General features: G+C 66.9%; 16 protein-coding genes. 9 read left to right on the forward strand and 7 right to left on the reverse strand.

The genetic code is table 11. The features are described 5' to 3' along the window. Nucleotide 1 precedes the first annotated feature (1 nt). Nucleotides 2–667, reverse strand: coding sequence for a TetR/AcrR family transcriptional regulator (locus Amac_RS25925; RefSeq protein WP_155357004.1), 666 nt, complete (start codon nt 665–667; stop codon nt 2–4). 111 nt (nt 668–778) lie between these two features. On the opposite strand from Amac_RS25925, the gene Amac_RS25930 reads away from it, so the two are divergent. The 4 genes from Amac_RS25930 to Amac_RS25945 all read left to right on the forward strand — a co-directional run bounded on the left by Amac_RS25930 (nt 779) and on the right by Amac_RS25945 (nt 5036). Further along, nucleotides 779–2146, forward strand: a complete 1368-nt coding sequence (locus tag Amac_RS25930) for an NAD(P)/FAD-dependent oxidoreductase (protein WP_246268692.1) — start codon at nt 779–781, stop codon at nt 2144–2146. Between the two features lie 19 nt (nt 2147–2165). After that, nucleotides 2166–3563: an aminobutyraldehyde dehydrogenase gene (locus Amac_RS25935; protein ID WP_155357006.1), complete on the forward strand. Its 1398-nt coding sequence runs from the start codon at nt 2166–2168 to the stop codon at nt 3561–3563. A gap of 184 nt (nt 3564–3747) precedes the next feature. Further along, nucleotides 3748–4362 (forward strand): TetR/AcrR family transcriptional regulator, encoded by a 615-nt coding sequence (locus Amac_RS25940; RefSeq protein ID WP_246268705.1) that lies wholly within the window; start codon nt 3748–3750, stop codon nt 4360–4362. Next, nucleotides 4359–5036: a DNA alkylation repair protein gene (locus tag Amac_RS25945; protein WP_155357008.1), complete on the forward strand. Its 678-nt coding sequence runs from the start codon at nt 4359–4361 to the stop codon at nt 5034–5036. Before Amac_RS25940 ends, Amac_RS25945 begins: the two co-directional genes overlap by 4 nt. 44 nt (nt 5037–5080) lie before the next feature. Here the strand turns inward: Amac_RS25945 and Amac_RS25950 are convergent, their stop codons facing one another. From Amac_RS25950 to Amac_RS25970, 5 genes are all read right to left on the reverse strand, one after another. Next, entirely contained in the window at nt 5081–6493 is a 1413-nt protein-coding gene (locus tag Amac_RS25950) for a cellulose binding domain-containing protein (protein WP_155357009.1), read from the reverse strand. 31 nt (nt 6494–6524) lie between these two features. Then, nucleotides 6525–7814 (reverse strand): beta-N-acetylhexosaminidase, encoded by a 1290-nt coding sequence (locus Amac_RS25955; protein WP_155357010.1) that lies wholly within the window; start codon nt 7812–7814, stop codon nt 6525–6527. An 18-nt stretch (nt 7815–7832) separates the two neighbouring features. Continuing rightward, entirely contained in the window at nt 7833–8657 is an 825-nt protein-coding gene (locus Amac_RS25960; protein ID WP_155357011.1) for a carbohydrate ABC transporter permease, read from the reverse strand. Continuing rightward, nucleotides 8654–9637: a carbohydrate ABC transporter permease gene (locus tag Amac_RS25965; protein ID WP_246268693.1), complete on the reverse strand. Its 984-nt coding sequence runs from the start codon at nt 9635–9637 to the stop codon at nt 8654–8656. Before Amac_RS25965 ends, Amac_RS25960 begins: the two co-directional genes overlap by 4 nt. A 167-nt stretch (nt 9638–9804) precedes the next feature. After that, nucleotides 9805–11073, reverse strand: a complete 1269-nt coding sequence (locus tag Amac_RS25970) for an extracellular solute-binding protein (protein WP_155357012.1) — start codon at nt 11071–11073, stop codon at nt 9805–9807. 135 nt (nt 11074–11208) lie between these two features. On the opposite strand from Amac_RS25970, the gene Amac_RS25975 reads away from it, so the two are divergent. Both Amac_RS25975 and Amac_RS25980 read left to right on the forward strand, forming a co-directional pair. Beyond that, nucleotides 11209–11943, forward strand: a complete 735-nt coding sequence (locus tag Amac_RS25975) for a GntR family transcriptional regulator (protein WP_246268695.1) — start codon at nt 11209–11211, stop codon at nt 11941–11943. Nucleotides 11944–12087: 144 nt separating this feature from the next. After that, nucleotides 12088–12543 (forward strand): hypothetical protein, encoded by a 456-nt coding sequence (locus tag Amac_RS25980; RefSeq protein WP_155357013.1) that lies wholly within the window; start codon nt 12088–12090, stop codon nt 12541–12543. Nucleotides 12544–12554: 11 nt separating this feature from the next. Here the strand turns inward: Amac_RS25980 and Amac_RS25985 are convergent, their stop codons facing one another. Next, nucleotides 12555–14624, reverse strand: coding sequence for a DUF6571 family protein (locus Amac_RS25985; protein WP_155357014.1), 2070 nt, complete (start codon nt 14622–14624; stop codon nt 12555–12557). A gap of 130 nt (nt 14625–14754) precedes the next feature. Between Amac_RS25985 and Amac_RS25990 the strand changes: the two genes are divergently transcribed. The 3 genes from Amac_RS25990 to Amac_RS26000 all read left to right on the forward strand — a co-directional run bounded on the left by Amac_RS25990 (nt 14755) and on the right by Amac_RS26000 (nt 17882). Continuing rightward, the gene (locus tag Amac_RS25990; protein WP_155357015.1) at nt 14755–15060 is read left to right on the forward strand and encodes a hypothetical protein; all 306 of its coding nucleotides are present in this window, start codon (nt 14755–14757) and stop codon (nt 15058–15060) included. Nucleotides 15061–15283: 223 nt separating this feature from the next. Then, nucleotides 15284–16837 (forward strand): glycosyl hydrolase family 18 protein, encoded by a 1554-nt coding sequence (locus Amac_RS25995; RefSeq protein WP_155357016.1) that lies wholly within the window; start codon nt 15284–15286, stop codon nt 16835–16837. Nucleotides 16838–17018: 181 nt separating this feature from the next. Further along, complete coding sequence (locus Amac_RS26000; RefSeq protein ID WP_170322643.1) at nt 17019–17882, forward strand: LuxR C-terminal-related transcriptional regulator; 864 nt, start codon at nt 17019–17021, stop codon at nt 17880–17882. Nucleotides 17883–17884 lie beyond the last annotated feature (2 nt).

Raw genomic sequence — 17884 nt, forward strand, 5'->3', positions numbered from 1 at the left:
GTCAGGCGCTCTGGGTGCGCGGCACGGATGGCCTGCGGGTCGCCGTGGTGCGGTGCGGGATGCTCGCCTTGAGCGGGTGGCCGGTGGCCAGGCGGGCGTAGTCGAGGATGAGCTCCGCGGCTTCGTCCGCGCCGATCGTGTGGTGCCTGGCCACGATGCGGTAGCCGTACGCGTCTTCGAGGGCCACCAGGTTGCGGCCGATGGTCTCGGAGTCCTGGGCGAGGGTGAAGGCGTGCTGGGCGGCGCCGACCTCCAGGATGGTCTGGTACATGGAGACCTGGCGGTCGTAGAGGGTGGTGAGCAGCGTGCCGTACACCCGGTTGCGGCCGGCGGCGCCGCCGAGTTCGCAGAGCAGGCGCACGCCCGCGTCGTCGGGGCCCTGGGGGAGGCCGGAGCGGATCGTGACCATGAGTTTCTGGGCCGGGTCGGCGATGCCGCTGATCTTCTTGATCCGCTGCTCGTAGAAGCGCTCCATGCCCGCGTGGTGCGCCTCGATGAGCAGGTCGCGCAGGTCGGGATAGTGGTAGAGGACGGCGCCCGAGGTCAGGCCCGCCTCCTCCGCGATCTGGTTCAGATGAACGCCCTCCGCGCCGTGCTGGATCATCGCGCGCCGCGCCGCGTCGATCAGCTCAATCCGCCGATCTGCCTTGCTCTTGCGCTGAGTCATGACACCCGTCCCCGTCTGAACGATCTCACAACTAGTCTCGCAGGTCTTGACGTAGGAACTCGATGGGTATTTGAATCACGATTCAACAAACATGGCACGAAGGGAGATGCGGTGCTCAAGGAGGCAGCTCCCCGGGTCTACTGGACGGATGGCCAAACTCTTCCGGCATACCCACCTTTGGACCGGCGTACTACTGCGGATTTGCTCGTCGTGGGCGCGGGTTTTACGGGATTGTGGGCCGCGGTGCTCGCCAAGCGGGAGAACCCCGCGTGCGATGTCGTGCTGGTCGACGCGCACACCGTGGGATTCGGGGCGAGCGGGCGGAACGGCGGCTTCATCTCCGACTCGCTGACGCACGGGCTGGCGCATGGCGTGCATCGCTGGCCTGGGGAGATAGCGCTGCTGCTGGCCCTCGGCCGGGAGAACCTGGCGCAGATCGCGGCGTTCGTCGAGGAACACGCCATCGACGCCGATCTCCGCCTGGTCGGCAAGACCAGCGTCGCCGTCGCGCCGCACCATGTCGACGAGCTCCGCCGCGCCGAGAAGCGGCACCGCGAGTACGGCGAGGACGTCACCTTCCTCGGCCCCGAGGAGATGCGCGCCGACGTGAACTCGCCGACCTATCTGGCGGGGCTGCGGATCCGGGGCAACGGCGGGCTGGTCGATCCGGCCCGGCTGGCGTGGGGGATGCTGCGGGTCGCGGGCGATCTGGGTATCCGGATTTATGAGAACACGCCCGTCACCGGGCTGGAGCGATCCGGATCGGCCGTCCGGGCGACCACCGGCCGGGGCGCCGTGACGGCCCGCCAGGTGCTGCTGGCCACCAACGCGTTCCCCGCCCCGCTGCGGCGGCTGCGCAACTTCGTGCTGCCCGTCTGGGACTACGTGCTCGTCACCGAACCGCTGGACGCCGGCCAGCGCGCCGCGCTGAACTGGCCGGACGCCCAGGGCATCACCGATGTGGGCAACCAGTTCCACTACTACCGGCTCACCCGGGACCAGCGCATCCTCTGGGGCGGGTACGACGCCGTCTACAACTTCCGCGGCACCGGAAACGAGCAGCGCCCCGCCTCCCACCAGCTGCTCGCTCAGCACTTTTTCACGACATTTCCCCAGTTGCGGGGTCTGCGCTTCACCCATCGCTGGGGCGGCATGATCGACTCCACCAGCCGTTTCACGCCCTTCTTCGGGACCGCGATGGGCGGGCGGGTGGCGTACGCGCTGGGGTACACCGGTCTCGGCGTCGGAGCGTCCCGATTCGGGGCATTGGTCGGCCTGGACCTGCTCGCCCGCAGGGACACCCCCAGAACAGGTCTGCGCATGGTCCGGCGGCACCCCGTGCCGTTCCCGCCGGAGCCCCTGCGCTGGCCGGTGGTCGAGTTCACCCGCCGCGCGCTGGCCCGCGCGGACGCCAACGAGGGCCGCCGAGGGCCCTGGCTGCGCGCCCTGGACCGTTTCGGCATCGGCTTTGACAGTTGAACAGGTAAGGAACCACCCGATGACCATCCTCATCAACCCCGCCACCGGAGAACCCGTCGACGAGGTCCCTGACAGCACTCCCACCGACGTCGCCGCGGCCGTACGGGCCGGGCGGGACGCCTTCACGCACTGGCGGGACACCACCCCCGCCGACCGAGCCCGGCTCCTGCTGCGCCTGGCCGACCTGGTGGAAGCCGACGCCGAGGAGCTGACCCGCCTGGAGGTCGAGGAGACCGGCAAACCCGCCGCCGTCTTCCGGGACGGCGAGCTCCCCTTCGCGATCGACAACCTGCGCTTCTTCGCCGGCGCGGCCCGCTCCCTGGACGGCACCGGCGCGGGCGTGCTCAGCTCCGGCTACACCTCCGCCCTCATCCGCCGCCCGATCGGCGTGATCGGCTCGATCGCCCCCTGGAACTTCCCGTTCATCATGGCCGTCTGGAAGATCGGCCCCGCCATCGCCGCCGGCAACGCCGTCGTCATCAAACCGGCCCCCGCGACCCCGCGCAGCACGCTCCGCCTCGCCGCCCTGATGGCCGAAGCGGGCGCCCCCGACGGCCTGCTCCAGGTCGTCACCGGCGGCGCCGGCATCGGCCAGGCCCTGGTCACCGACCCCGGCGTGGACATGGTCGGCGTCACCGGCTCCACCGCCACCGGCCGCGCCGTCATGCGCGGCGCCGTGGACGGCCTCAAGCGGGTCCACCTCGAACTGGGCGGCAAGGCCCCCGCCCTCGTCTTCGACGACGCCTCGCTGGCGGACATGGCCTTCGGCGTCACCATGGGCGCCACGTACAACACCGGCCAGGACTGCACCGCCGCCACCCGCGTCTACATCGCCAGATCCCGCTACGACGAAGCGCTGGAGGCCCTGCACGCCGCCATGGAACAGGTCAGGCCCGGCGACCCCTGGTCCGACGAGACCGACATCGGCCCGCTCATCTCGGCCGCCCACCGCGACCGCGTCCACGGCTTCGTCACCCGCGCCTCCGGCCGCGTGCTCCTCGGCGGCAAGCCCATCGACGCCCCCGGCTTCTACTACCCGCCCACCCTGATCGCGGACGCCGACCAGGCCAGCGAGATCGTGCAGGGCGAGATCTTCGGCCCGGTCCTGGTGGCGCTGCCCTTCGACTCCGAGGAGGAGGCCGTCCGCCTGGCCAACGACACTCCCTACGGCCTGGCCTCCTCCATCTGGTCGGCGGACGTCGCGCGCGCCCTGCGCGTCGCCCACCAGCTCGACGTCGGCGTCACGTGGATCAACGATCACCTGCCCATCGCCTCCGAGGCCCCGCACGGCGGCGTCAAGGGCAGCGGCTTCGGCAAGGACATGAGCCAGGAGGCGGTCCAGGAGTACTCCGTGGTCCGCCATCTCATGATCAAACACGCCGCCCCGGAGGCCAGGGACTCCTTCAGGCCCGCCTGAGCGCAGAACCTTGTTCCGTTATGCAACAAGCGCTTGGTCGCAGGTGGAACATGGGGTGAGCAGGCGACTCGCCGCAGGTTACGCGAACAGGCCATTGTTCGAAAGGCTCATAATGGAGCACGTGAATCAGCGAAAGAGCACGACCACGGTCAAGCGTCAGACCGGGGGCAGGCGGGGCACCAGCATGGCCGGCGCCGTTTCCGAGCGCCGGGACCACCTGGTGAAACTCGCCGCGGAGCTCTTCGCGCGCAAGGGCTTCCAGGCGACCACCGTCCGGCAGATCGCCGAGGAGGCGGGCATCCTGTCCGGGAGTCTCTACCATCACTTCGACTCCAAGGAGGCGATCGTCGACGAGGTGCTGCGCACGTTCCTCGAAGACCTCATCGCCCGCTACCGGGCCGCCCTGCACTCGGACGGCGATCCGCGCGCGGTCCTGTCGGAGATGGTCAGGATCGGGTTCGGCACCCTCGAGCTGCACCGCGCCGCGATCACCGTCATGCAGAACGACTGGAGCTACCTGCGCTCGCTTCCCGACAACCGCTTCGACTACCTGGTGAAGGCCGAGGACGAGGTCGAGCGCATGTGGATCGAGCAGATCAAGCGCGGCCAGGCCGTCGGGCAGGTCCGCGGCGACGTCGACCCCAAGCTGACCTACCGGATGATCCGCGACACCATCTGGGTGGCCGTGCGCTGGTTCCGCCCCGGCGGGCGGCTCAACACGGCCGGGCTGGCCGAGCACTACGTCAAGGTCCTGTTCGACGGGCTCGCGACCGGGGACCGGACCAGCCAGCAGGCATGAGCATCATCGAGGCCGTGCGGGGGGCGCTGGCCGAGGTCGCCGACCCGGTCAAGGCGCCCGCGATGCGCGCGTACATGAAGTCGGAGTTGCCGTTTCTCGGGGTGCAGTCGGGGCCGCGCCGTACCGCGCTGAAGAAGGTGTTCGCGGGGCACCGGCTGGGTTCGGCGCCGGAGTGGCGCAAGGCCGTGCTGACGTTATGGCGGGAGGCCGAGTATCGCGAGGAGCGGTATGCGGCGATCGAGCTGACCGGGTCGCGGCTCTACCGCGACTGGCAGACGCTCTACACGCTGCCCATGTACGAGGAGATGATCGTCACCGGGGCCTGGTGGGACCTGGTGGACGAACTGGCCGTGCATCGTATCGGGACGCTGCTGCGGCTGTTCCCGGACACGATGAAGGTCACCATGCTGGAGTGGGCGCGGGATCCCGATCTGTGGAAGCGCCGCACCTCGATCCTGTGCCAGAACACCTTCAAGGACAGGACCGACCTGGGGCTGCTCTACGCGTGCATCGAGCCGAGCCTGTCGGATACGGAGTTCTTCGCCAGGAAGGCCATCGGCTGGGCGTTGCGCGAATACGCCAAGACCGATCCGCGGGAGGTCGTGCGTTACGTGAACAACCACGGCATCAGCGGGCTTTCCCGGCGGGAGGCGCTTAAGAACGTGGCGGAATAGGGACGGCTCGCGCGCCCCGAATACGCGCGAGCCGGGCCGGATGATCAGACGCTGGGCACGGTGTCCACCCAGCGCGTCGAGGCGGACCGGTAGGAGTTGACCCGGTTGAGGACCTCGGTGGGCGCGACGACTTCGTTCTTGGAGTGGTAGAACCAGTCGACCTGCTGGACGTACGTGCGGGGGGTCGAGCTGCCGAGCAGGCCGCCGCTGATGAACCACAGGTTGAAGTTCACCGACTGGACCGTCTCGGGGTAGTAGATGTCACCGTGCGTCGCGAAGAGCGCGCCGTCGATGTAGTACTTGATCTGGCCGCCGGAGACCTGGAGGACCAGGTCGTGCCAGCCGTCGTAGCTGATGCGGTTCTCGGTGTGCACGTTGACCGCCAGCCAGGGTTCGTTGCGGTAGGTCTCCCAGGAGGTGGCGTACATGATGTTGGCGGGCTCGCCCCAGCCGCCGTTGGGCAGATACTCGAAGTCCTGCTCGCTGTAGTTCGGGTCGAGGTCCTGGTTGAGCGGCGTGATCGTGAAGAAGGTCTGCACGATGTGGTCGCCGTCGGGGCCGCTGATCGGGGCGTCGGAGAATTTGACGCGGGCCGCGTAGGTGCCCTCCAGGAACTTGCGCTGGTGCAGCACTTCGGACTGCTGGGTGCCGGCCGAGGTGCCGTCGGTGACCGACTTGAGCTGGAGCGCCTTGTTGGTGCCCGAGACGACGGGGAAGGAGATGTTCCCCTGCGGCCAGGTCGCTCCGGGGATGCCGGGGCCGCCCTGGTTGGTGCGGATGGTCCAGTTGTGTGCGCTGATGGTGCTGTCGTTGGCGTCGGTGTAGTTGAAGTCGTCGAACACCACGCCGGAGCCGCCCGGCGGGGGACCGCTCGGCGAGGGCGACGGCGACGGAGACGGGGACGGCGATGGGTTGCCGCCGGTCGGCGCGGTGCCCCAGAGCAGGGTGCCGTTCTGGTAGACGGTCACCTTCGTCCAATCGATGTACGAGGTGTTCGTCCCGAAGGAGTAGTCGTCGCTCTGGGTGATGCGCTGCCAGTCGGCGCGGTAGAAACGCAGCTGCATGTCACCGGACTGGGCGCCGGTGGCCAGGGTGCCGGAGGTGAAGCCGACTTCCAGGTAGCGGTCGGCGGTGGCCGTGCCGGGCGAGATGGCGCCGAAGGTGCCGGTGACCGTGGAACAGGACACGACCGCCCAGGAGCAGGCGAAGCGGTACTGCTGCGAGGCGGAGTCGGCCTTGAAGTAGTAGCGGATCTTGAGGCCGCTCAGCGGGATCGCGGTGGTGCCGTTGTTGATCAGGTTGAACCAGGGTTCGACCTGGTCGGCGGTGACGCCGGAGGCGCTGGTCTTGTACTGCAAGCGGACGGATGTCGCGGCGTCGGCCGGGAGGGCGACCAGGCCGATGAGGGCGAGAGCGGACACCAGTCCGCCGGCTAACCACTTCTTTCTGGACAACATTCTTCCTTTCGGTGTACGAATCCCCCGAGGTCTACGGAATGAGCGGCCCGATATGGATGCCCTGGGCGGCCAGCCGGGCCAGGTGCGGGTCGAGCCGCCGGAGGAAGTCCGGGTAGTCCTGGGGGGAGCCCCAGGCCACTTCGGCGAAGGCGCACAGGCGGGGGAAGGTCTGGCGCTCGACGTCGTCGGGGGTGGGCATGTATTCGGTCCAGAGCTGCGCTTGCACGCCGAGGATCCGGCCGTCCGCTCCGGGTGGGGCGGGGGGTGGGTCGAAGTGGTATGCGTCGGACAGCGTGAGGACCCGGTCGGGGGCGAAGGGGCCCGGCTGGAATTCGACGGGGTAGTCGAGATATGTCCGGGTATGTGGGGCTAGGACGACGTCGCGGCCTTCGAGGGCGGCGAGCGGGCCGCTCTGCTCGTCGAGCCAGGTCATCGTGGTCGCGCCGGGAGGGCCGTCCGCTTTCTCGTGCCAGTAGACGAGGCGGCGTCCTCGGCGCTGGAGGTGCTCGGCCATCCTCGTCATGATCCAGCTCCTGGCCGCGTGCGCGCCGGGGAGCCCGAGTTCGCGGATACGCTCCTGGGCGCGGGGGGTTCTCTCCCATTCGCCGGGACGGCATTCGTCCCCGCCCACATGCACGTACTGATCCGGAAATATCTCGATAACTTCGTCCAGCACCTCCTCGAAGAAGGTGATCGTGGACTCTTCCAGGTTGAGCGTGTGCGGGCTGATTCCCCAGGCGTCCCACACCGGCAGCTGGCGGGAGGGGTCGTTGCCCAGATGCGGATACGCGGCGAGCGCGGCCTGGACATGACCCGGGAGCCCGATCTCGGGGACGATCCGGACAAACCTCTCCGACGCGTACGCGACGAGCTCCCGGATGTCGTCGTGCGTGTAATGATCGCCGGACACCTCGGTGAGCCGGGGGTGCCGCTTGATCTCCAGGCGCCAGCCTTGATCGTCGCTCAGGTGCAGCTGGAGCACGTTGAGCTTGTGCAGGGCCAGCAGGTCGATCAATCTGCGGATGAAGTCCGTCGGCATGAAATGCCGGGCGACGTCCAGCATGAGGCCGCGCCAGGGGTACTTGGGGCGGTCCTCGATCGTGGCGTGGGGGAGCGCGTCGCCGTATAGGGCGAGGGTTTGGCGGGCGTAGAAGTGGCCCGCGTCGCCTCCGGCGGTGAGGTCGACGCCCGTGGGGGATATTTCCAGACGGTAGCCTTCCTGTCCGAGTGTTGGGTCTGGTGGTGCGAGCCGGACACGCTCAGGGTCGTACGCGACAGTGCCCCCGAGAACGGCCAGTTTCCTGGGCCGCGGAATTATCACGTGGAGATCCCTCTCAGGTCAGCCCTTGATCGCGCCGGCGGTGAACCCGGAGGTCACCCGGCGCTGCAGGAGGAGGAAGATGAGCAGGACAGGCAGCATGAAGAGGGTGGCGGCGGCCATCGTGGCGCCCCAGTCCGTGCCGAAGATGTTGCTGAACGACGACAGCCAGACCGGCAGGGTGCGGTCGTCCTGGTTCTTGATGATCAGCGCGTTCGCGAAGGCGAACTCATTCCACGCGGTGATGAACCCGAACAGGGAGGTGGACATCAGGCCCGGCGCGAGGAGCGGGAAGACGACCCGGCGGAACGCGACCAACCGGCTCGCGCCGTCCATCTGGGCGGCTTCCTCCAGCTCCGGCGGGATCGCCGCGAGGAAGCCCCGGAGCGTGACGATCGTGAACGGAAGCGTCGTCATGAAGTAGATCAGGCTGAGCATGGACAGCTTGTCGAGCATGCCGGTGTCGCGGGCGATGATGAACATCGAGATCAGCAGCGCCTCCCAGGGCGCCATCTGGGCGATGAAGACCATCAGGATGAAGCCGCGCCGTCCCCGCCACCGCATCCGCGCCACCGCGAACGCGGCGAGCAGCGCGACGACCAGGGCGGCCAGGACCGCGCTGACGGTCACCAGCAGGCTGTTACGCCAGAACAACCCGAATCCGTCGGCGTTCACGGCGGTGGCGAAATGCTCGAGCGTGGGGTTCGCAGGCCAGAACGTTGGGGTGTCGGCCTGGATGTCCTTCGTGGGTTTGAACGCGGTCAGCACCATCCAGTAGACGGGGAAGACCGAGACGATCAGGACCGACAGGGCGGCCAGGGTGAGCGGGAGGCGCCGGAGTCTCACAGCTGGTCTCCTTTCGTGTGGTCTCCTTCGTGCCGGAGCATCCGCCGCAGGTGCGTGATCAGGGCGGCGACCAGGATCAGGACGGTCAGCGTGGAGATGGCCGCGCCCAGGTCGTATTTATGGAGGGATTGGGCGATCTGGTAGGCGTACACGGGGAGGGTGGTGGTCGCGCCGTCCGGGCCGCCGCGGCTGATCGCCCAGATCTGGGCGAAACACTTGAACACCCAGATCACCTCGAGGGAGGTGATCAGCCCGAACAGCGGGCGCAGGATCGGGAAGGTGACATTTCTGAATATCTGCCATCCGGTCGCGCCGTCGATCCGCGCGGATTCGTAGAGCTCCGCCGGAATCGTGGTCAGTCCCGCGTACAGGGTGAGCGCCGCGAACGGCACCGACTGCCAGACGACGACCACCACCAGGATGACGAACGTGGACGTGCCGTCCGCGAACCAGGGGTAACCCCGGAAGGACTCGAGACCGAGCGTGGCCAGCAGCCAGTTGACCACGCCCAGCCTCGACTGGAACAACCACTGGAAGATGGTGGTCGCCGCCAGAACCGGCGTCGCCCAGGTGAGCACCAGGCCACTCATCACGGCCAGCCGCAGGCGTTTCCGCAGCCGGGCGATCATCAACGCGACGAGGGTGGAGATCACCATGATCGCGGCGACGTTCACGGCCGTCCACAGGAGGGTCCGCCAGACCACCGACCAGAACTCGTCGCTGCCGAGGACCTCCTGGTAGTTCTCCAGACCGACGAAGGCCGCCCCGCCACGGATCAGCTCGCCGGTCCGGAAGTGCTGGAAAGAGATCACCACACTGCGCAGCAGCGGGTAGAGCAGGAGATACGCGGCCCCGAGCACGGTGGGGGCGACTAGCAGATACGGCCATAATCCGGCCATCCGGGATCGTCCCGGGCTCCGCCGGGTGAGCGGCGGCGCGGGACTTTCCTGGCGGGGGGCGACCACGGGCGGTGCGGACACGGGCTTCCTCGGAAGGTCGTGGGGAGCATGGGTGGGAGGGTCGGCCCACCTTTCGGGAAGGGTGGGCCGCGCTCCTACGACTTGGTGGGGGGCTTGGAACACCTGACGGAATGCCGCTGCTGCTCCGGATACGGTCGGATTCCGTTTCGTGGGCGTGAGCCGTACAGCTACGACTTGGTGTTGAGGATGTCCGTGATGACCTGGGACGCCGCGGCGGATTCGGTCGCGGGGTCGCCGCCGGTGAGGACCTTGGTCAGGTATTCCTTGATGACGTTCTTCGCCTCGACCGCGGCCCAGTTGGGGGAGTTCGGGGTGGCGTGCCCGTTGGTCGCGCCGATGGCCATCGCCGCCGCGCCCTCGCTGCCGCTCAGCACGCCGGCGAAGGACGCCTTGTTCGGGACGTACGACATCTCCTTGGCCATGTCGAGCTGGAACTTCTCACCCGCCAGGGCCTTGACGACCTCGTACGCGGCGTCGGGATTCTTGGACGCCTCCGGGATGATCAGGTCGGATCCGCCGGTGAACACCGCGCCCGGCTTGTCGGCCGTCTTCCCCGGAATCGGGAAGAATCCCAGCTTCCCGGCCAGCTCCGGATTGGCCTTCTCGATCGCGGTCGCTCCGCCGGGGGAGGAGATCAGCTGCGCCACGTCGCCCTTCGCGAACACGTCGGCCTGCGGCGGCTTGGCCTCGTCGGAGTCGCGCGGCCCTTCGCCCAGCGCCTGCAGCTTCTGGTAGAACCCGATCCCGGCGATCGCCTGCGGCGTGTCCAGGGCGCCCTTCCACTGGTCGCCCTCCCGGACCGCCAGGTCGCCGCCCTCGTCCCAGATGAACCCGGCGAGGGTGTACCAGTTCTGGCCTGGTAAGTAGATGCCCTGCGTACCGCCCTTGTTGAGCTTGGTCGTGACCTCGATCCATTCGTCCCGCGTCTTCGGTGCCGCCGTGATCCCGGCCTTCTCGAACAGGTTCTTGTTGTAGATCACGACCCGGTTCGCCGCGTACCACGGGATCCCGAACTGCCGCCCGTCGATCTTGCCCGGCTCGGCGAGCCCGGGAATCCAGTCGGTGCCCCCCAACTCGGCGACCTTGTCGGTGAGGTCCTTGACGCCGCCGCTCGCCGCGTACTCAGCCACCTGGGTGTTCCCGACCTCGATCACGTCGGGCGCGTCGTTGCTGGCCAGCGCGCTGGTGACCTTCTGCCCGATGCCGTCCCACTCCTGGATCTGGATGTCCAGCGTGGTCCCCTGGTGGCTCGCCTCGAAGTCGGACTTGAACCGGCTGATGACCCCGTCGGTGAAGCTGTCCCGCATGACCCAGACGGTCAGTTTGACCGGCCCCGCGTCAGCGCTGGGAGTGGTGGATTCTGGCGTGGATCCGCACGCGGTCAGGCCGGCGGCGAGCGCCAGCACCGCCGAGGCGGTAAGGAAGCGGGACCTCATTGGTACTCCCAGTGGTCAGATATTGGTAAGCAATCTGCCTGCTTCGAGTAGAGTGGTCTTAACCAGTTGTCCCGTCAAGGCCTGTTATCAAGCGTTAATCTGGCCAACTGGTCATAAGCTGGTAAGGTGCAGGTTGTGACTCTGAACATGCGGGCCGGGCTGAAGCGCGACCGAGTGCGCGACTTCCTGCTCGACTTCATCGCCGACAAGAAGCCGGGCGAGGCCATCCCCTCCGAACGCGACCTGTGCAAGGAACTCGGCGTCTCCCGCCCCACCCTCCGCGCCGCCATCGACGACCTGGTCCGCTCCGGCCAACTCGTCCGAGAACACGGCCGAGGCACCTTCACCGGCCCCCACCGCGTCACCCAGGCCCTCGCCGCCACCCCCAGCGGCTCGTTCTACGCCCCACCCGCCGAGGGCCACTGGGCCAGCCGCATCCTCGAATTCGGCTCCGCCCCCGCCGGCCCCCAACTCGCCAGCCGCCTCCAACTCGCCCCCGCCGCCCCCGTCCTCCGAGTCGTACGCCTCCGCCTGGTCGACGACGAACCCATGGCCATCGAACGCCTCCACCTCCCCCACGCACTGGTCGACGGCCTGGTTCCCTCAGACATGGAATCCGGCTCGTTCTATCGCTTTCTCCGCGAACGTTTCAGCGTGGACGTGCGCAGCGCCATACAGACCATCGAGGCAACAGTCACCGACGAGACAGAGGCAGAACTGCTCCACGTGCCGGAACATTTCCCGGCATTGATGGTGGAGCGCACCACCAGAGACGTGAACGGCCGGATCGTCGAGTTCACCCGCTCCATCTACCGAGGCGACCGCTACCGAGTCACCTCAGAACTAAACTTCGACGCCGATTCCGGCTGATCCCGCCCAGGCCGCATGGTCACGGTACGCAGGTCGTCCAGCGTGGCCGGACCGGTTCTTCTTGTTCCCGCGAAATGGACGTACTATCGCCGGTTCCCGGACATTATGGGTCTGATGCATGGACCTGGATTCCCGGAGGGGTGGATGGCGCGTCGCGTGTGGCCGACCAAGTCGATTGCCCTGGTCATCGTATTTGTGCTGTCCGGATGTGGGGATAACGCCCCTCCGGAGCCGACCGCGGCCGAAGCCGGCGAGGTGCTCAAGAGCCATATCGACCAGACGTTGAAGCATGCATTCGCCGAGAACATAAAGATCACGGACCCCGGCGGAAAGGACATCCCCTGCGGTAATGGAAAGTACCGGCGTACCTACGCCGCCGAAGCCGACGCCGGAGCTGGTTCAGGTGATTCTGAGATAATCACCGTCGCACTTATCGGCGCACTGCGCTCTGTGGCCGATTATGACCTCGTCGGCCCCCTCAGCCAGTTGACCCAAGAAGAGGCTGTGAGTGCGAAATATCATACGAGACTCGTTCTTTCCTCTCCTGCCAAAGGCAGGATGGTGGCACGAGGTGAGACAGAGTGCTTGTCATTGAGTTGACGAGGGTAAAGTTAGTCGAATGGTGATGGGTTTTGCTTCAATGCGCGACCTCGGCTTCCGTCGATGACTACCTTAAGCCACTCGTGAGCCTCGCCCAGCTCCTTCTTTTCTGTTCCGCCGGACCCATTGGCGATCAGCCAATCATTGAAGTTCTTCAGGGCGTTCTTGTCTTTGGCTATCTTGTCGAATGACAGCAGGTTTCCGTTGTCATCAGTGATGGGCGGATGGGAGAAGCGTGCATCGGTCAACGGAACCTTGGCCTTGAAGCCGTGTTCCATGAGCATGTTCGCCATCCAGCCGTCCATGGCCAGAGCAGCGGCATCTGACTTCGCGGTCAGTGCGTCCATTCGGGTCTCGTCGATCTCTAGCACGGACTCCAGGCCGGGAGGTGCAAGAGTGGAGAGACCAAGCCATAGGATCTGACCTCCCATGCCAGGCACAGCAAGGCCCCCCACACCAAGAGCCAGTCCAGCCGCGAACATTTGCGCCTTGATTCGCTGCTGGTCGATGGCATCCAGCTTCCCCTGGACCTCACGCTCGGCTGCGAACTGCAGGCCCGCGACATACCCCATCGCCCTCATCGTGCGTTCGAGATACCCGACTCCGTTGCCGCCGTCCTTTGCGGCGGCCGTGTTGATGAGTCTGTCGGCGAGGACCCCCATGCCTTCTTCGAAGGGTTTGATGTTGCCCGGAGAGTTCGCGAAGGTCTTGACGAATTCATACGTGTCTTTCGGGCTTAGGCGAAATACTGGGTCCAGTCCGGGGATGATGGTTTTGGCGTCCTCGAACGCGCTGGGCTGGGTGCGGTTGGCATCACCGAGGTTCGCTCCTTCGACTATCTCGGTGGCGTACGAACCGGCGAGTTCGGCGAGGCGTATGCGGGTCGGTTCGGCGATCTTCAGTGACGGAAGTGTCGTCATCAGTTGGAAGGCATTCCGGACAGCCTCCGTGGAGTGCGCCCCGTCCTTCTCGTCGTAGGCGCCTGATGCGGCGGCCAGCATCCGGCCGAAGGCGTCGGCGCGTGAATTCTCCTTCTCCTGCAAGTCCGCCTGCCAGGAGAAGGTGGAAGAGACTTTCACCCTCTCGTTCAGTCGGTGAAGCGACGCAGCCAGGGATCCGTACTCCTTGGTCGCAGTAGAGATCGCCGTTCTCGCGGCTTCGGGATTGTTGCCCAGGGCGTAGAGATATCCGGCCAGGCTCGTGCCGTTCACCGTGCTCTCGCCGCTCAGCGCATGTCGGCTCACCACGGTCGAAAGCCAGGCCGCGGGAAAGTCGCCGGTTCGGAGCAGGTCGCCCAAAGCCTGATTACCGTGCTCCGGGTCGTATGCTCCGGCATTGTCCTTGAGTTCCGCGAAGTCTGCCGCGATGGCGCTACTTTTCGGTGGCTGGAAGAGCGTGGATGCGTGTCCAGGGTCCCGGCCGGTCACCATCTCATACCGGGTTTCGGCGAAGCCCGGCACCTGCGCTCCGAAGCTGACCGCGGTACCGAAAGCCCGGCTGACCAGGTCGATCGTGTCGTCAGGATCTTTCATGCCCGCCCGGAGCTTGGCGGGGATCCCAAGCGTGCCTTCGGCTCCGAGCGTGGCGAAGAAGGAGGCGCTGAAATCCGCGTCATTCCAGTGTGCGCCCAACTCGGCCGCCATTTCGGCGAGCACGTCATCGTTGGTTTTGCCGCCGGGCCATCCCCAGTCGATCGCCTGGATGCCGGCGAAGCGTTCCGCCAGCGCCTTCCCCTGCCGCCGCGCCTCCGCCTGGGACAACATCGTTTTTTCGTCCAGCGGCACCAGACCGCTCAGCAGGCCCGGCGCCCACGACCGGATATTAGCCGAGGCCTGAATCGCCTGATTGCGTCTGCGGAGCTGCGGTAATTCGGTTTCGAGCCAGTCCAGAATTTGCCCGACCGGCTGCAGGCCCAGACTCGACAGGTCGGCGCTGGTCAGCAGGCGGCGGATCGCTTCCATCTCTTCTTTGATGACATCGCGGCCACTTGTGAGAGAGGCGATGAACGTGCTCATCAGACCTGGATCGATGCCACTGAAATCCGGTGACAACGGCCCCGTTCCAGGGGGTCCCTGCTCCATGATCTCTCTCCACCCTGTAGCCGCCCCGCTTCACTCTAATATTCGTACGACAGATTGGTCTGGTGTACCTGCATAAACGATGGCAGATCCCATAACGTGGAAGTAATCGCGACGTTTAGCGAAGGGGCATATGAGCCACTCCGCGGACCACATGGTCCCCAACCCCCGGCACCAGCTCATGGAACGGACTTTGGCGGAGCTCAGAACACGGGTCGAGGCCCTGGAGGCGGCGCTCGATTCGCCGCACCGCCAGTTCACCGGCCAGCCCGTGTGGGTCGGCCCCGTGGCCCGACGGTTCGCCGAGGACTTGAGCGCGCGCCGCGCACGGTTACGGCAGGCGGCCCACGCAATGATCGCCGATCTCGAAGGGGAACTGCGGGCCGTGCCAACGAAGGTGCCTTCCACCAAGATTCCCCCGTCCCGCGGGGGCTGGTGAATCCACGCGTGTGAGAACACGCGACGGGGTGCTTGGGCGCGCGTGGTCGCCTGCGTGGCGCGTCTGGTGGTGTTCAAGTGAGAGTTCGTTATGGACATTAACCATGATCTTGGAAGATAATTCGGGGAACTGTTGCTCGCGAGCCTTAGTCACCGTGGCTTCGCAACCCCATCGCTCCGTCGATGCCCGGTGACCTTACTCCGGGTGACAGAAGGGTTTCTCCATGAAGCGAACCCCCCGGCTGCTGACTCTGGCAGTCTCGTTACTCCTGGCGGCCTTGGGCGTGCTCGTCGCGCAGACGTCGGCGTACGCGGCCAATCTGCTGGCGAATCCCGGATTCGAAACCGGTGCGCTGTCGCCGTGGTCCTGTACCGGCGGGCTCGGGTCCGTCGTCAGCACGCCGGTGCGCAGCGGTACGAGGGCGCTCTCGGGCGCGGCCAACGCGTCGGACAACGCCAAGTGCTCGCAGACGGTGAGTGTGCGGCCGAGTACCGCGTACACGGTGTCCGCCTGGGTGCGTGGGAACTACGTCTACCTGGGCGTCAACGGTGGATCGGCGACGTGGACCTCGTCGGCGGCCTATCAGCAGCTCACCCTCTCCTTCACCACGGCGGCCGGTCAGACCACCGCCGTGGTCTACGTGCACGGCTGGTACGGCCAGGGCACCTACTACGCCGACGACATCAACTTCGACGGACCCGGCGGCACGGCGTCCCCCTCTCCGAGCCCGAGTCCGTCCCCGAGCCCTTCCCCGAGTCCGAGTCCGTCTCCGAGCCCGAGTCCGTCTCCGAGTCCGTCTCCGTCGCCCTCCCCGACGGGAAACACGTGCGCGGTGAAGTCCAAGCCGGCCGGCAAGGTCCTGCAGGGCTACTGGGAGAACTGGGACGGCGCGTCCAACGGGGTGCACCCGCCGCTCGGCTGGATTCCGATCACGGACGCTCGCATCAAGGCGCACGGCTACAACGTCATCAACGCCGCGTTCCCGGTCATCCTCTCTGACGGCACCGCTCTCTGGCAGGACGGCATGGACGCCACCGTCAAGGTCGCCACCCCGGCCGAGATGTGCGCGGCCAAGGCGGCGGGCGCGACCATCCTGATGTCCATCGGCGGCGCGACCGCGGGCATCGACCTCAACTCCAGCACGGTGGCCGACCGCTTCATCGCCACCATCGTGCCGATCCTCAGGACGTACAACTTCGACGGCATCGACATCGACATCGAGACCGGTCTGACCGGCAGCGGCAACATCAACCAGCTGTCGGCGTCGCAAGCCAACCTCATCCGCATCATCGACGGCGTGCTCGCCCAGATGCCGTCCAACTTCGGCCTGACCATGGCCCCCGAGACCGCGTACGTCACCGGCGGCAGCGTCGTCTACGGCTCCATCTGGGGCGCCTACCTGCCGATCATCAAGAAGTACGCCGACAACGGCCGCCTCTGGTGGCTGAACATGCAGTACTACAACGGCTCGATGTACGGCTGCTCCGGCGACTCCTACTCAGCCGGCACAGTTCAGGGCTTCACCGCCCAGACCACCTGCCTGAACAACGGCCTCGTCATCCAGGGCACCACGATCCGGGTGCCGTACGACAAGCAGGTGCCAGGACTGCCCGCCCAGTCCGGCGCCGGCGGCGGCTACATGACGCCCTCGCTGGTCTCCCAGAGCTGGAACGCCTTCAATGGCAGCCTCAAGGGCCTGATGACCTGGTCGATCAACTGGGACGGCTCGCGGAACTGGACCTTCGGCGACAACGTCAAGGCACTTCAGGGCCGCTGACGGTAACCCGGGCAGCGGATCGAAGCACCGCTGCCCGGTGTCCCGTTCCACTCGTGAAGCGTTCATGGATCTTCCCAGTTCGATGTCACACAATTACCCCAAGACTTGACACAAGTCGTCCTGAGCGTCAGTTTCCGGGTGGTCGCATCCCAGGGGTCGGGACGTGCACATGGACAGGACGGTGGAAAGACCCGGGAACGAGGTCGCGATGACCTCCTCGGAGTTGACGGTGCTCAATCTGCTCGGATCAGGGCTGAGCACGGCACGGATCGCGGCGTCGCTCGGCGTCACGACCTGCGCGGTGGAGGCGTGCAAGCGCGGCATCTACCGCAAACTCGGCGTGGTGAGCCAGGCGCACGCGGTGGCGAGGGCCATCTCGCTGGGGTTCTTCGACCATCATCGGCCGCTGCCGGACAACGGCCGTACCCGGCCTGAGGTGGTGGTCGTGCACGCGCGGCCGGGGGCGTGCCGGGACCGCGTGGCCGAGACGCTCCTCGCCTGCGGGCAGTCGTTCGCGGTGCTGCGGGATTCCACCGGCGCGCACTGGTTGCAGTGGCGGCGGGGCACGCTGGCGGCGGTGCTGATCGACCCGGATCCGGGTGACTGGCAGCTGCCGGCCCGGCTGGGGGCGCCCACGCTGGTGGTCTGCTCGGTGCCGCCCGATCTGGCGGCCGTGGGGGAGGCGGTCCGGCACGGCGCCCGCGCGCTGGTCTGGCGGGAGGACGTGCCCGAGGACCTGTGCGGGATGTTGTCGCTCATGTGCCGGGGCTACTTCACGATGACCGCGCTCTGCCTGGACGCGTTCACGGCGGGGATCGCCGCGCATCCGCCCGAGCTGACCGCCCGGGAGCGGGACGTGCTGGATTCGATCGCGCTCGGGCACACCATCGGGCAGACCGCGCGACGGCTCGGCATTACCGCCAAGACGGTCGAGAGCGTACAGGCCCGGCTGTTTCTCCGGCTGGGGGCGCGGACCAGGTCGGAGGCCCTGATCATCTCGCATCGGCTCGGGCTGGTGGACCGGTCACGGGCGGCGGGCCCGTGACC

It is taken from the genome of Acrocarpospora macrocephala (genome assembly GCF_009687865.1).
Classification (GTDB): Bacteria; Actinomycetota; Actinomycetes; order Streptosporangiales; family Streptosporangiaceae; genus Acrocarpospora; species Acrocarpospora macrocephala.

Bases quoted from the DNA above. Each gene is read 5' to 3' on its own strand.
- Amac_RS25925 (WP_155357004.1), bottom strand. From the start codon at position 667: ATGACTCAGCGCAAGAGCAAGGCAGATCGGCGGATTGAGCTGATCGAC.
- Amac_RS25935 (WP_155357006.1), top strand. From the start codon at position 2,166: ATGACCATCCTCATCAACCCCGCCACCGGAGAACCCGTCGACGAGGTC.
- Amac_RS25940 (WP_246268705.1), top strand. From the start codon at position 3,748: ATGGCCGGCGCCGTTTCCGAGCGCCGGGACCACCTGGTGAAACTCGCC.
- Amac_RS25945 (WP_155357008.1), top strand. From the start codon at position 4,359: ATGAGCATCATCGAGGCCGTGCGGGGGGCGCTGGCCGAGGTCGCCGAC.
- Amac_RS25950 (WP_155357009.1), bottom strand. From the start codon at position 6,493: ATGTTGTCCAGAAAGAAGTGGTTAGCCGGCGGACTGGTGTCCGCTCTC.
- Amac_RS25970 (WP_155357012.1), bottom strand. From the start codon at position 11,073: ATGAGGTCCCGCTTCCTTACCGCCTCGGCGGTGCTGGCGCTCGCCGCC.
- Amac_RS25980 (WP_155357013.1), top strand. From the start codon at position 12,088: ATGGCGCGTCGCGTGTGGCCGACCAAGTCGATTGCCCTGGTCATCGTA.
- Amac_RS25985 (WP_155357014.1), bottom strand. From the start codon at position 14,624: ATGGAGCAGGGACCCCCTGGAACGGGGCCGTTGTCACCGGATTTCAGT.
- Amac_RS25990 (WP_155357015.1), top strand. From the start codon at position 14,755: ATGAGCCACTCCGCGGACCACATGGTCCCCAACCCCCGGCACCAGCTC.
- Amac_RS25995 (WP_155357016.1), top strand. From the start codon at position 15,284: ATGAAGCGAACCCCCCGGCTGCTGACTCTGGCAGTCTCGTTACTCCTG.